Annotated in this window: 17 protein-coding genes and 1 pseudogene; 12 read left to right on the top strand and 6 right to left on the bottom strand. The window is 65.3% G+C overall.

Annotation, left to right across the window (positions count from 1 at the left end):
- Window positions 1-54: 54 nt before the first annotated feature.
- The gene (locus tag H8M03_RS12905) at window positions 55-189 is read right to left on the bottom strand and encodes a hypothetical protein (RefSeq protein ID WP_281399836.1); all 135 of its coding nucleotides are present in this window, start codon (window positions 187-189) and stop codon (window positions 55-57) included.
- 238 nt (window positions 190-427) lie between these two features.
- On the opposite strand from H8M03_RS12905, the gene H8M03_RS07920 reads away from it, so the two are divergent.
- Window positions 428-670 carry a hypothetical protein gene (locus tag H8M03_RS07920; RefSeq protein WP_187478919.1) on the top strand — a complete coding sequence of 81 codons (243 nt, stop codon included), beginning with the start codon at window positions 428-430 and terminating at the stop codon, window positions 668-670.
- Here the strand turns inward: H8M03_RS07920 and H8M03_RS07925 are convergent.
- Together H8M03_RS07925 and H8M03_RS07930 are read right to left on the bottom strand one after the other, a co-directional pair.
- Window positions 622-930, bottom strand: a complete 309-nt coding sequence (locus tag H8M03_RS07925; RefSeq protein ID WP_187478920.1) for a DUF3297 family protein — start codon at window positions 928-930, stop codon at window positions 622-624. The two genes, H8M03_RS07920 and H8M03_RS07925, sit on opposite strands and share 49 nt — an antisense overlap.
- 88 nt (window positions 931-1,018) lie before the next feature.
- Window positions 1,019-1,516 carry a histidine phosphatase family protein gene (locus tag H8M03_RS07930; RefSeq protein ID WP_187478921.1) on the bottom strand — a complete coding sequence of 166 codons (498 nt, stop codon included), beginning with the start codon at window positions 1,514-1,516 and terminating at the stop codon, window positions 1,019-1,021.
- 141 nt (window positions 1,517-1,657) lie between these two features.
- On the opposite strand from H8M03_RS07930, the gene H8M03_RS07935 reads away from it, so the two are divergent.
- From H8M03_RS07935 to H8M03_RS07945, 3 genes and pseudogenes are all read left to right on the top strand, one after another.
- On the top strand, window positions 1,658-2,923 hold the full coding sequence (locus H8M03_RS07935) for a thiamine pyrophosphate-dependent enzyme (protein WP_187478922.1): 1,266 nt from the start codon (window positions 1,658-1,660) through the stop codon (window positions 2,921-2,923).
- A gap of 8 nt (window positions 2,924-2,931) precedes the next feature.
- Window positions 2,932-3,936: an alpha-ketoacid dehydrogenase subunit beta gene (locus H8M03_RS07940; protein ID WP_281400270.1), complete on the top strand. Its 1,005-nt coding sequence runs from the start codon at window positions 2,932-2,934 to the stop codon at window positions 3,934-3,936.
- Window positions 3,936-5,231: pseudogene (locus H8M03_RS07945) on the top strand (dihydrolipoamide acetyltransferase family protein). The gene H8M03_RS07940 and the pseudogene H8M03_RS07945 overlap by 1 nt, the downstream one beginning before the upstream one ends.
- A 110-nt stretch (window positions 5,232-5,341) precedes the next feature.
- Here the strand turns inward: H8M03_RS07945 and H8M03_RS07950 are convergent.
- Window positions 5,342-5,590, bottom strand: a complete 249-nt coding sequence (locus H8M03_RS07950) for a DUF6582 domain-containing protein (protein ID WP_187478924.1) — start codon at window positions 5,588-5,590, stop codon at window positions 5,342-5,344.
- Between the two features lie 53 nt (window positions 5,591-5,643).
- On the bottom strand, window positions 5,644-6,180 hold the full coding sequence (locus H8M03_RS07955) for an FMN-dependent NADH-azoreductase (protein ID WP_187478925.1): 537 nt from the start codon (window positions 6,178-6,180) through the stop codon (window positions 5,644-5,646).
- Between the two features lie 126 nt (window positions 6,181-6,306).
- Between H8M03_RS07955 and H8M03_RS07960 the strand changes: the two genes are divergently transcribed.
- Window positions 6,307-6,681 (top strand): winged helix-turn-helix transcriptional regulator, encoded by a 375-nt coding sequence (locus tag H8M03_RS07960; protein WP_187478926.1) that lies wholly within the window; start codon window positions 6,307-6,309, stop codon window positions 6,679-6,681.
- On the opposite strand, the gene H8M03_RS07965 is transcribed toward H8M03_RS07960, so the two are convergent.
- Window positions 6,678-7,499, bottom strand: a complete 822-nt coding sequence (locus H8M03_RS07965) for a hypothetical protein (protein WP_187478927.1) — start codon at window positions 7,497-7,499, stop codon at window positions 6,678-6,680. The genes H8M03_RS07960 and H8M03_RS07965 overlap by 4 nt on opposite strands.
- 120 nt (window positions 7,500-7,619) lie before the next feature.
- Here H8M03_RS07965 and H8M03_RS07970 point away from each other — a divergent pair, with 120 nt between their 5' ends.
- From H8M03_RS07970 to H8M03_RS08000, 7 genes are all read left to right on the top strand, one after another.
- Entirely contained in the window at window positions 7,620-8,072 is a 453-nt protein-coding gene (locus H8M03_RS07970) for a MaoC family dehydratase (protein WP_187478928.1), read from the top strand.
- A complete protein-coding gene (locus H8M03_RS07975) occupies window positions 8,069-8,911 on the top strand; it encodes an HpcH/HpaI aldolase/citrate lyase family protein (RefSeq protein WP_246448809.1) in 843 nt (280 codons plus the stop codon). Before H8M03_RS07970 ends, H8M03_RS07975 begins: the two co-directional genes overlap by 4 nt.
- Window positions 8,911-9,960, top strand: a complete 1,050-nt coding sequence (locus H8M03_RS07980) for an NAD(P)-dependent alcohol dehydrogenase (RefSeq protein WP_187478930.1) — start codon at window positions 8,911-8,913, stop codon at window positions 9,958-9,960. Before H8M03_RS07975 ends, H8M03_RS07980 begins: the two co-directional genes overlap by 1 nt.
- Window positions 9,957-11,879, top strand: coding sequence for an acetate--CoA ligase (gene acs / locus H8M03_RS07985; RefSeq protein ID WP_187478931.1), 1,923 nt, complete (start codon window positions 9,957-9,959; stop codon window positions 11,877-11,879). Before H8M03_RS07980 ends, acs begins: the two co-directional genes overlap by 4 nt.
- 165 nt (window positions 11,880-12,044) lie before the next feature.
- Entirely contained in the window at window positions 12,045-12,254 is a 210-nt protein-coding gene (locus H8M03_RS07990; protein WP_187478932.1) for a cold-shock protein, read from the top strand.
- 66 nt (window positions 12,255-12,320) lie between these two features.
- Window positions 12,321-12,536 (top strand): hypothetical protein, encoded by a 216-nt coding sequence (locus H8M03_RS07995; RefSeq protein WP_343070841.1) that lies wholly within the window; start codon window positions 12,321-12,323, stop codon window positions 12,534-12,536.
- Between the two features lie 7 nt (window positions 12,537-12,543).
- Window positions 12,544-12,690, top strand: coding sequence for a hypothetical protein (locus H8M03_RS08000; protein WP_187478934.1), 147 nt, complete (start codon window positions 12,544-12,546; stop codon window positions 12,688-12,690).
- The last annotated feature ends 92 nt before the right edge of the window (window positions 12,691-12,782 follow it).

Consider the following 12,782-nt stretch of genomic DNA (forward strand, 5'->3'; position numbering starts at 1 on the left):
TCGCGCACCAGCACGGGGGTGCGGACCGGGACCTTCGCTTCGAGGATTTCGAGGTCAGGCATTGGCCGTCTGCTGGGTGGCGATGGCGACGCTCGCCGGGGCGATGGCCGAACCGACCGCGACGGTGCTCATCAGGAGCGCGCCGGCGGCGGCGATCAGCGTGCGGGTGAAGGTCTTCTGACCGGACATTTGCATTCTCCCTTTTTCGTCCCCGCCTTGGTTGCGGGACCGTGCCAACATCCTTTCAAGATGCGTGCCAAATGGAGAAAACTGCGAAAAATGGCTTGGGCGGCCATGGCGCGGCGCGCGATTTGGCGTCACGTGCCACCGCGCTTGGTGAAAAATCCCAACCGGCCCGCGCCAGCGCGGGAACGCGCCGACGGGTTGGCGCGCTTTAGCCGCCTATCCCCTTGTGGAAGGACGAACGATGTTGGGAAAAATTGCGGGCGCCCTGCTGGGCAAGAAGATTGCCGGACGGAATAACGGCCTGTCGGGTGCGCTGATCGGCGCGGGCATTGCGGCCATTGCCCGCCGCGGCCTGTTCCCGCTCGCGGTGACCGCGGGTGCGGCCTACGCCGGCAAGAAGGCGTGGGACAAGTACAACACTCGCAAGGCCCCGGCTTATCCTTCGGACGCTTCGGACGCGTCCGTTTCCCCGCCCTCGGCCTGATCGCCGCCGGCTTCGGCAGTCTCGATATACGGCTCGACCTTGCCATTGAGCTTTAGCGTCATCGGATTGCCGAAGCGGTCGCGGCTGCGCCCGGCCGGCACCTTTATCCAGCCTTCGGAAATGCAATATTCCTGAACGTTGGTCTTTTCCTGACCGTTGAATTTGATGCCGATGCCCTGCTGCAGCAGATCGGCGTCGAAATGCGGACTGCGCGGGTCGAGCGACAGCCGGTCGGGAAGCTTTGAAGGTTCATCAGCCATGCGCCGCCCCTACGGCGCGCCGTCACAGCCGGTCAACTCCCTCGGCACCCTGTCCGAGCCGGTCGAGCGGCTAGGACGGAGGCGATGCCTAGCGGACTTGCAGCGCCTCGACCGACCCGCCGGGTCCCACGGCGAACAGCATACCATAGTCGCCGTCGCCAAGCGGCCCGGGTTTGGTCCCGCCGAACTGGGCGACAAGATCCGGGACGGTGTTGCTATGTCCCACGACAAGCACCGAGCCTGACGCCGCAGCGATTGCGGCGGCAAGCGCGGCGGGGTCGCGGGGGTCGTAAGGCGTCACGTCGAACCCAAGCTGGGCCGCCAGCGGCGCGGCGGTTTCCATCGCCCGCCTGGTCGGCGTCGCGAACGCCGCGACAATGCCCTTGGCCTTGAGCATGCCCGCCAAGGCCTGCGCATTGGCCGCGCCTTCGGCCGTCAGCGACGGATCGTCGCCCGCGCCTTTTTGCAGATGGCGAATGACATAAACGGTCTTCTGCGCAGTTGCCGAGGTTGCCGGCGCCTGCGGCGTGACCGTCGTACAGGCGCACAAGATCGCCGCCAGCATCGCCATGAAAATCGTCTTCATCCTGTCCCCCTGTTCTTCGCGCCCGTCTTGCCAGCCTGCGCCGGGTCGCGTCGAGTCCGCGCTCGACCGCTCGACGAACGGATCGACCAACGGCGGCGCGCAGTTGCCGCATCCGCGACTCCCGACTAAGCGCCTGACGCAATGCGAGACAAGGAAACACCCAAGGCGAACCGGCCGCAGCTAAGCCTGCACGTTCCCGAACCGCCGTTCCGGCCAGGTGATACGCCGGACTATTCGTCGCTCGTCGTCCCCGACGCGGGATCGGCCCCGAAGCCCGACATTGCCGTCGACGCCGCCGATACCGAACCGCTCGCCAAGGGGTTGGTGCGCGTGCTCGACGACGCCGGCAAGGCGGTTGGTCCGTGGGATCCCAAGCTGGACGCCGACACGCTGCGCAAGATCCTGCGCGACATGGTGCTGCAGCGGATTTTCGATGACCGCATGTATCGCGCGCAACGGCAGGGCAAGACCAGTTTCTACATGAAGGCGACGGGCGAGGAAGCGATCGCCATCACCGCCGCCGCCGCGCTCGACCGCGACGACATGAACTTCCCGACCTATCGCCAGCAAGGCCTGCTGATCGCCCGCGGCTATCCGCTGACCGAGATGATGTGCCAGGTCTATTCGAACCGCGGCGACAAGCTCAAAGGCCGGCAGCTGCCGATCATGTATTCGTCCAAGGACCACGGCTTCTTCACCATCTCCGGCAATCTCGGCACGCAATTCCCGCAGGCCGTCGGCTGGGCGATGGCAAGCGCCATCAAGGGCGACAGCCGCATCGCGGTCGGCTGGATCGGCGACGGCGCGACGGCCGAAGGTGATTTCCACGCGGGCATGACCTTTGCCGCCGTCTACGAGGCACCGGCGATCCTCGTCGTGGTCAACAACCAGTGGGCGATCTCCAGCTTTTCCGGCATCGCCGGTGCGGAGAAGGCGACCTTTGCGCAACGGGCGATCGGCTATGGCATTCCGGGTCTGCGCGTCGACGGCAACGACGTGCTCGCGGTGTTCGCGTCCATGCGCTGGGCCGCTGACCGGGCGCGGTCGAACAAGGGCGCGACGCTGATCGAATTCTTCACCTATCGTGCGGAAGGGCATTCGACCTCCGACGATCCGACCGGTTATCGCCCCGCGGGCGAAGCGCAGGCCTGGCCGCTGGGCGATCCGATCGAGCGGTTGAAGGCGCATCTCATCGGCCTCGGCGAATGGGACGAGGAGCGGCACGAGCAGACGCGCGCCGAATGCGACGCCGAAGTGCGCAAGGCGCAGAAGGAGGCGGAGAAGCTCGGCATCCTTCCCGAACAGGGCAAGGACGACATCGGCAGCATTTTCGAAGACGTCTATGCGACGATGCCGCCGGAGCTGGCCGAACAGCGCGACCAGGCGCTCGACGAGGCGAAGCGCTGATGGCGACGATGAACATGATCCAGGCGCTCAACAGCGCCCACCGCGTAACTATGGAGCGCGACGAGGACATCGTCGTCTATGGCGAGGACGCGGGCTATTTCGGCGGCGTCTTCCGCGTCACCGAGGGCCTGCAGAAGCAGTTCGGCAAGCAGCGCTGTTTCGACGCGCCGATCAGCGAATGCGGCATCGTCGCCACCGCGGTCGGCATGGCGGCCTATGGCCTCAAGCCCGTGATCGAAATTCAGTTCGCGGATTACATCTATCCCGGTTACGACCAGATCGTCAGCGAGGTGGCGAAGATCCGTTATCGCACCGCCGGCGAGTGGAGCATGCCGATGGTCATCCGCTCGCCCTATGGCGGCGGCATCTTCGGCGGCCAGACGCACAGCCAGTCGCCGGAAAGCCTGTTCACCCATATCGCGGGCCTGAAGACGGTCATCCCGTCGACGCCCTATGACGCCAAGGGCCTGATGATCGCGGCGATCGAGGATCCGGACCCGGTAATTTTCTTCGAGCCCAAGCGCATCTACAACGGCCCGTTCGACGGCCACCACGACAAGCCGGTCAAGCCGTGGTCGAAGCATCCCGCAAGCGACGTGCCCGACGGCCATTACACCGTTCCGATCGGCAAGGCGGCGGTGGTGCGCGAAGGCGCGGACCTGACCGTTCTGGCCTATGGCACGATGGTCCATGTCGCGCTGGCCGCGGTCGAGGAAGACGGCATCGACGCCGAAGTGATCGACCTGCGCAGCCTGTTCCCGCTGGACATCGACACCATCGAGCAATCGGTAAAGAAGACCGGCCGCTGCGTCGTCGTCCACGAAGCGCCGCGCAACACGGGCTTCGGCGCGGAGCTGGTCAGCCTGGTGCAGGAGCGCTGCTTCTATCACCTGGAAGCGCCGATCCAGCGCGTAACCGGCTGGGACACGCCCTATCCGCACGCCTATGAATGGGCTTACTTCCCCGGCCCGAAACGGATGAAGAAAGCCCTCGAGAAAGTGATGGCCGACTGATGGCGAAGTACGAATTCAAGCTGCCCGACATTGGCGAAGGCATTGCCGAGGCCGAGATCGTGGCGTGGCACGTCAAGGTTGGCGATGCGGTCGAGGAAGACCAGCAGCTGGCCGACATGATGACCGACAAGGCGACGGTGGAAATGGAATCGCCGGTCGCGGGCAAGGTCGTCAGCCTGGCCGGCGAAGTCGGCGACCAAGTGCCGATCGGGTCCGTCCTCGTCGTCATCGAAACCAGCGCCGAGGCGGCCGAAGCCGCGGAAGGTGCCGCGGATCTTCCCGACGAGTCCACCGAAGAGCGTCCGCTCGGTGACGGTGCCGCGGACCCGACTCCGGCGCAGGAAGAAAAGCTGCCGGTAACGGCGGTCGAAAACGAACCGAAGGCCAGGGAAAAGCCCAAGGCGCCCGAGCCCAAAGCCGAGCCGGAAGTGGCCAAGGCCGCGTTGGTCCTCGCCTCGCCGGCCGTGCGCGCCCGCGCCCGCGACATGGGGATCGACCTCAACCAGGTGAAAGCGCGCGACAGCCGCATTCGCCATGCCGACCTCGATGCCCACATCCTTCATCGCGGCGGCAGCGTTGCGGCTCGCGGCGGGTCGCCGGGCCGGCCGGACGAGACGATCAAGGTCGTCGGCCTGCGCCGCAAGATCGCCGAGAACATGGCGGAAGCGAACAGCCGCATCCCGCATTTCACCATCGTCGAGGAATTCGACGTCACCGCGCTGGAAGACACGCGCGCGATGATGAACCGCGACCGTGGCGACAATCCCAAGCTGACCGTGCTGCCGTTCCTGATCACGGCGATGTGCCGGGCGCTGGCCGACTATCCGATGCTCAACGCGACGTTCGACGACGAAGCGATGGTCGTCACACGCAAGGGTTCGGTCGACATGGGCGTCGCGACGCAGACGGACAACGGCCTAATGGTGCCGGTCATCCGCAATGCAAGCAGCATGAGCGTGTGGCAGCTGGCGGCCGAAATCTCGCGCCTGTCGGACGCTGCGCGCACCAACAAGGCGAGCCGCGAGGAACTGACCGGCCCCAGCTTCACTATCTCCTCGCTGGGTCCGATGGGCGGCATCACGTCGACGCCGGTGATCAATCCGCCGCAGGTGGCGATCGTCGCGGTCAACAAGATCGACGAAAAGCTGGTCCCGATCGACGGCTAGATCGAAATCCGCAAGCGGATGAACCTGTCGCTGTCGTGCGACCACCGCGTGGTCGACGGCTGGGACGCAGCGAACTTCCTCAACGACATGAAGCCGCTGATCGAAAATCCGCTGCGCCTGCTCAGCTAGGAAGGACCTCCGATGGACACGAAGAAAGTCCTGGTGTTCGCGTTGCTCGCCGCGGCCGTCCTCATCGCCCTGGCGGCCGGGATGCGCCTCGGTCACTGACCCGCGGCGGATCAGCCTTTCGGCTTCTTGAGGTCGTGCCAGCTCTTCTCGCTTAGCTCGACGTCATATGTCTTCGCTGCAGCTTCGATGCGCTTCCACGCCGCGTCGCGTTCGGCATCGGTGACATCCTCCACCTGGTTGAAACGGGCGACGGCATTGCGGACGTGCGATGCGTCCTCAAGCGGCTCCTTGCGCTGCTTGGGGAAAGCGAACTTGCTGTCCTTGAGTTCGTCGCGGTCGTCGGTCGAAAGCTCGGCCATGGCGTGTCTCCTCTCGACGGAGAAAACGCATGGCCGGGCCTCGCGGTTCGCGATTAGGCGGCCAGCCGCACCGTTTCGCCGAGTGCCGAGCGGATCGATTCCTCCCGCTGCTCCGGCCCGATGGCGAGGCCGCTGGCGATCACGAATTCCGGTACGATACCGATGAAGCCGAATACGCCGCGCAGGTAGGTTTCGACATGCTCCATCCCGGCCGCGGGGGACCCTTCGTCATAGAAGCCGCCACGGGCGACGGCGACAATCACCCGCTTGTCACCGACCAGACCTTCGGGACCGTTGGCGCCGTACTGGAACGTCTTGCCGGCCACCAGGATGCGGTCGATCCACGCCTTGAGCTGGCTGGGAATGGTGAAATTGTACATCGGCGCGCCGATCACGACGGTGTCGGCGGCGAGGAATTCGTCGAGGATATGCTCGTCCTGCCCGCGTTCGGTCAGGTGCGGCAGCGGGTCGGCGGCAACGTCGCGATAGACGACGTCGTCCCGGCCGAGCCGGTCGACGATGGCCTGGGTGAGGGTCCGGCTGGCACTGGCCGCGCCGGTAATGCTGCTGTCGATCTGAAGTACGGTCACTATTGCCTCCTTGGTATTGATTCGATACCGAGGCACCCCAGATAACCATGCGAAAACGGCCCGCAAGAACGCACTAATTTGTGGCGGACGAACAGGAATGTGGGCAAGGAACAGTGAGGTAACCGCATGAAAGACCCGAACAATCCCGTCTGTCAGACGATCACCGGCCTGCTTCAGCGAATCGGCGACAAATGGAGCGTGCTGGTCGTGGAAACGCTGGGCGGGGGCTCGCTGCGGTTCAACGAACTGCGCCGCGCGATCCCCAGTGTGTCGCAGCGGATGCTGACGCTGACCCTGCGCAATCTCGAGCGCGACGGGCTGGTCAGCCGCACCGTGACCCCGTCGATCCCGCCCCGCGTCGATTACGAGCTGACCGAGCTTGGCCAGTCGCTGACCAAGCCCATCTGCGGGCTGGTGCAATGGTCGATGGACAATGTCGGCGCGATCCACGCCGCGCAGGCCCGCTATGACGAAGGCCAGGACGAAGCGGCGGCGGCCTAGACGCCCATGATCCGCGGCGCCATCGCGTGCCACCACGGCGTGTCCCACAGCATCTGCTGGGCGATAATGATGGGCGCAAAGATCAGCAGGAACACGCCGTAGGCGCGATGTACGCGCCCGTTGCGAATGACGTCCCAGACAAACAGCGGCGCGATGGCAAGCAGCACGTAGAATTCGGCCGACGTCGGGCTGGCCGGAAAGGTCGTCGGGATCCAGGTCATCCGGTCGAAGGCCGCAGGAAGTGCGGCGGCGGGCGCCATCATCATCATCCGCTTGTGAAAACCGGCATTACGGTCGCGCTGCTTGATGCCGATCGCCAGCACCGCGGCGAAGAGCAGCCCTGCGCCAATTTGCAGCAGCAGGATGTTGTCGAGCAACTGGACCACGGGGGTCATCGCCTGGGCCACTTCGGGTGGTCCGAAATGGGCCGCCCCCCACACTTGCCCGTACATGGTCGGCGCGAGGATGAAGCCGACCACCACCAATGCCGCCGCCAGTACTCCGCCGAGCGGACCGATCCTGCGGTGCACGATACAATGCCCGGTGGCGACCAGCACGGTCTGCGACAGCAAGAAAAGCAGGAAGCTGCCCATCAGTACCGCGTGGATGTGGAGGATAAGCGGGAATGCCGGACGCGCGCCGGCTCGCACCATCTCCAGCTTCATCAGCGAGTCGGGGATGAACCCAGCTAGCGCGATGGCAATGTACCACACCGCCATGGCCACGAAGATCCAGCGGTCGAGCGCGTGCGCCCGCGGCGTCCCGAGAAGTCTGTCCGGTCCCGGCGCCCGATGCACCTCGGCTACTGTTGTTGCCATCGCCGAAGCCCCCTTTTGCGATGTCGTCTATCCGACACTTATAGCATTGCATCGCCCGCACGGGAATTGACCCCCGCACCGGGTTGGCAACACGGGGACCGCTGGCCTAGAGCAGCGGGCATGGCCGGACGCTATTTCGAACAATGGACCGTCGGCGACCGGGTCGAGCATGCGCTGACCCGCACCGTCACCGAAACCGACAACGTCCTTATTTCCACGCTGACCCACAATCCGCAGCCGATGCACCTGGACCATGATCTGGCGTCGCAGTCGGAATTCGGCATGCCGCTCGTGAATTCGGTCTTCACCTTCGGGCTGATGATCGGCGTCAGCGTGGCCGACACGACCATGGGTACGCTGGTCGCCAATCTCGGTTACGATGCGCTGAAGTTTCCCAATCCAGTGTTCGTCGGCGACACGCTGCGCAGCGAAACCGAGTGCGTCGCGGTGCGCGAGAGCAAGTCGCGGCCCAACGCCGGGATCGTCACCTGGGCGCACCGCAGTTTCAACCAGCGCGGCGAGATCGTCTGCGAATGCACGCGGACGGCCCTGCTGCTCAAGTCGCCGCAGTGAAGCGCGAACCGCGCAGCTGGCTGTTCGTCCCCGCGGACAGCGCCCGCAAGGTGGAAAAGGCCGTCGACAGCGCCGCCGACGCTGTCATCTTCGACCTGGAGGACAGCGTTGCCCCGGCCAGCAAGGCGGCCGCCCGCGATTTCATCAAGGGCCTGAAAAAGGGCAACGGCGGCCCCGACTGGTGGGTGCGCATCAACCCGATCGGGTCGGACTGGCACAACGACGATATCGAGATCATCGGCAACGGCGCCATAAGCGGCATTGTCCTGCCCAAGGCGGAAAGCGGCGCGGACATCGTCCAGCTGGCCCATCGCACCGGCAACATCCCCATCCACGCGATCGTCACCGAGACCGCGGCCAGCCTGTTCGGCTTATTGTCCTATCGCGACCCGAAATCGCCGCTTGCAGCGATGAGTTGGGGCGCGGAGGATTTGTCCGCGGCGCTCGGCGCGACGTCCAAATATGAGGAGGGCGGCGAATTGTCGTTCACGTACCGGCTGGCGCGAAGCCTGTGCCTGGCCGGCGCGGTGGCCGCCGGGGTCCAGCCGGTCGACGGCGTTTTCGCCGATTTCCGCGACGAGGCGGGGCTGAAGCGCGAGGCGGAAGCCGCCAGCCGCGAGGGCTTCACCGGCAAGCTTGCCATCCACCCGGCGCAGGTCGCCGTCATCAACGCCGCCTTCCTGCCGTCCGCGGCCGATGTCGCGCATGCGCAGGCCGTGGTCGACGCCTTCGCCGCCAACCCCGACGCCGGCGCCCTGTCGGTCGACGGCCGCATGGTCGATCGCCCCCACCTGATTCAGGCCAATCGAGTCCTGCAACGTTCACAAGGAGCACAATAATGCCCACCGCAGCCAAGGGATGGGGCACCGATGCTCCCGATCAGCCGCTCAGGCCGATGAATTTCGAACGGCGCGACCTTCGCCCCGACGACGTGGCGATCAAGATCACCCACGCCGGCATCTGCCATTCCGACCTCCACACGGCGCGCAACGACTGGCACGGCAGCCAATACCCGGTGATCCCGGGGCATGAGATCGTCGGCACCGTCACCGCCATCGGCGACGAAGTCACCCGCCACCGTGTCGGCGACACCGTCGCCGTCGGCTGCATGGTCGACAGCTGCATGACTTGCGACCAGTGCCTGGAGGGGTGGGAGGTGTTCTGCCGCGAAGGCTGCACGCAGACCTACAACAGCCCCGACCGCCACAGCGGCGAGATCACCAAGGGCGGCTATACCGACCATATCGTCGTCCGCGACCATTTCGTGCTGAAGGTGCCGGACGGCATGGACGTGGCGCGCGTCGCGCCGCTGCTATGCGCGGGCATCACCACTTATTCCCCGCTTCGCCAGTATGACGTCGGCGCCGGCGACAAGGTCGCGGTCGTCGGGCTGGGCGGACTTGGCCACATGGGCGTGAAGCTTGCAGCCGCGATGGGCGCGGAAGTGACGATGATCACGACCACGCCCGAAAAGGGCGACGACGCGCGCGAGCTTGGCGCCCACGACGTCATCATCTCGACCGACAAGGAACAGATGAAGGCGGCCGCCACCCGCTTCGACTTCATCCTCAACACCATCCCTGTCAGCCATGAGATCGACGGCTATCTCAACCTGCTCGGCCGGTCCGGGCGGATGGTCATCGTCGGCGCCCTGAACGAAATGCCGGGATTCACCGGAGCGAACCTCATCTGGTGGAACCGGGCCGTCGGCGGCTCCGCAATCGGCGGCATCCCCGAGACTCAGGAAATGCTCGATTTCTGCGCCGCAAAGGACATCTATCCGGAGTGCGAGCATATCGCGATGAGCGAGGTCAACGAGGCCTACGAACGCCTGCTCAAGAACGACGTCCGCTACCGCTTCGTGATCGACATGGACCGCGGCCTATGAGTGAAAGCGTCCACCCCGTCCCCACCGGTTTCAACGCGCGCATCGGGCCCGGCGACCTCGCCCGGCTCCGCGCGGCGGCCGAGGACGATACGGACGCTTTCTGGCTGGACCAGGCGCGGAGGATCGACTGGACCGCGCCGCCGACCCAGGCCGGCGACTGGTCGTTCGATGAGCAGGATTTCCGCATCCGCTGGTTCGCCGACGGCACGCTTAACCTGTCGGTCAATTGCCTCGACCGGCATCTGGCCGAGCATGGCAACCGGACCGCGCTGATCTTCGAAGCGGACGAACCCGGCGCGGGCCGCACGGTCAGCTATCGGGAGCTGTACGAAGAGACCTGCCGCCTCGCCAATCTGCTCAAGTCGCGCGGCATCGGGCGCGGCGACCGGGTGATGATCTACATGCCGATGATCCCGGAAGCAGCGGCGGCGATGCTTGCCTGCGCGCGGATCGGCGCCGTACATTCGGTGGTGTTCGGCGGCTTTTCGCCCGACAGCGTCGCCGGACGCATCGAGGATTGCGACGCCAAGTGCATGATCACCGCCGATGAGGGCGTACGCGGCGGCAAGGTCATCCCGTTGAAGCGCAACGTCGACGCGGCGCTGGACAAGCGCGACGTCGAAACCGTGATCGTCGTCTCCCGCACCGGCGCCAGCGTACCGATGAAGGCCGGCCGCGACGTCGCTTATGCCGATGTTCGCGACTCGCTCGCCATCGAATGCGAACCCGAGGTGATGGCTGCGGAAGACCCGCTGTTCATCCTCTACACGTCGGGGTCGACCGGAAAGCCCAAGGGCGTCGTGCATAGCACCGGGGGATATGCGGTGTGGGCCGCGACCACTTTCGACTGGGTGTTCGATTACCGGCCGGACGACATCTTCTGGTGCACCGCCGACATCGGCTGGATCACCGGCCACAGCTATGTCGTCTACGGCCCGCTGGTAAATGGCGCGACCAGCGTGATGTTCGACGGCGTGCCCAACTACCCCGACTTCGGCCGCTTCTGGGAAACCGTCGACCGGCTGGGCGTGACCATCTTCTACACTGCGCCGACGGCGATCCGCGCGCTGATGCGCGAAGGCGATGGGCCGGTGAAGGCGCACAAGCGCACCTCGCTGCGCCTGCTGGGCACGGTCGGCGAGCCGATCAATCCAGAGGCCTGGGACTGGTATTGGCGGGTGGTCGGCGACCAGCGCTGCCCGGTGGTCGACACCTGGTGGCAGACGGAAACCGGCGGCATCCTGATTTCGCCGTTCCCCGGCGCGACGCCGCTGAAGCCCGGGTCGGCGACGCAGCCGCTGCCCGGCATCCGGCCGCTGCTGCTCGACCCCGACCAGCAGGTGCTCGACGGCCCGGCCAGCGGCAATCTGTGCATCGCCGCGTCCTGGCCGGGACAGATGCGCACCGTTTGGGGCGACCACGACCGCTTTTTCCAGACCTATTTCAGCACTTATCCGGGACTTTATTTCACGGGCGACGGCTGCCGCCGCGACGCGGACGGCTATTACTGGATCACCGGCCGGGTCGACGACGTGATCAACGTGTCCGGCCACCGCATCGGCACCGCCGAGGTCGAAAGCGCGCTGGTCGCCCATCCCAAGGTCGCCGAGGCCGCGGTCGTCGGCTTCCCGCACGACATCAAGGGGCAGGGCATCTACGCCTACGTCACGCTCAACGCCGGCGAGGAAGGTGGCGATTCGCTGCGTTCCGATCTGGTGCAGCAGGTCCGCAAGGACATCGGCGGAATGGCCGCGCCGGAGAAGATCCACTTCACCCCTTCCTTACCCAAGACCCGGTCCGGAAAGATCATGCGCCGCATCCTGCGCAAGATCGCCGAGGGCGAAACCGAAGGCTTCGGCGATACGTCGACGCTGGCCGATCCATCGGTCGTCGATGCGTTGCTGGCGGGTCGCAAATAGGACGAAACGGCCGCGCCCTTACAATTTCGAGCCGGGTCCGCTACATGGATAGGGCTACTAGTCGCAAAATGACGGTCTCAGAGCGCTTTGCGGCTCCTAATCCTTCTTTTTCGCTGCTCCTAGCAATGAGGGCCGATGGTCGGCCTGAAGAGAAGGAATAAGCTAATGCCAATCGGCACCGTAAAATTTTTCAACACGACCAAGGGTTATGGTTTCATCCAGCCCGAGGACGGCGGCGCGGACGCGTTCGTCCACATCAGCGCGGTCGAGCGGTCTGGAATGCAGACCCTCAACCAGGACCAGAAGGTCAGCTACGAGCTTGAAGAAGATCGTCGCGGCAAGATGAGCGCAGTGAACCTGCAGCCCGCAGACTAAGCGAACCGGCGGGGCGGCCATGCGGTCGCCCCGTCATTTCCATAACGAAAGTTCCACATGCCATCGATGACCGACAGGGAAACCTATCTCGCCCGGGCCGCGGAAGCGCGTGCGCAGGCGAATGAGACGACTCTCGACAATGTGCGCGATCGCTGCCTGCGGTCGGAAGCGGCGTGGAATGAAATGGCGGCTCGTGCTGCGCGCACCGAACGGATGCGCCAGACGCTGATCGCCGACAAGGAAAGGGCGGCTGCCGCGCTTGCGGATGCCGTCAAGGAATGAAGTGAATTTGACGAACAAGACCAAGATTTTTGCCCGGCGGCGCAAGACTTTCGCCCGCCACGAAACTCCCACCCTCCTCCAGCTGATGACCCCCCGCGAAAGCCGTCAGGCCCGCGATATCGCCTACCAGGCGGCACTTTCCGTCATCGGTTAAGTCCTTGCCGGGCACGCCATGCCGTGCCCGGACATCGACCACCCCTTCCCCGCACGATCAGCATGCAGTTGCGCGCGGCGTAGCGCCCGCTA

The organism is Sphingomonas sabuli, from assembly GCF_014352855.1.
GTDB lineage: Bacteria > Pseudomonadota > Alphaproteobacteria > Sphingomonadales > Sphingomonadaceae > Sphingomicrobium > Sphingomicrobium sabuli.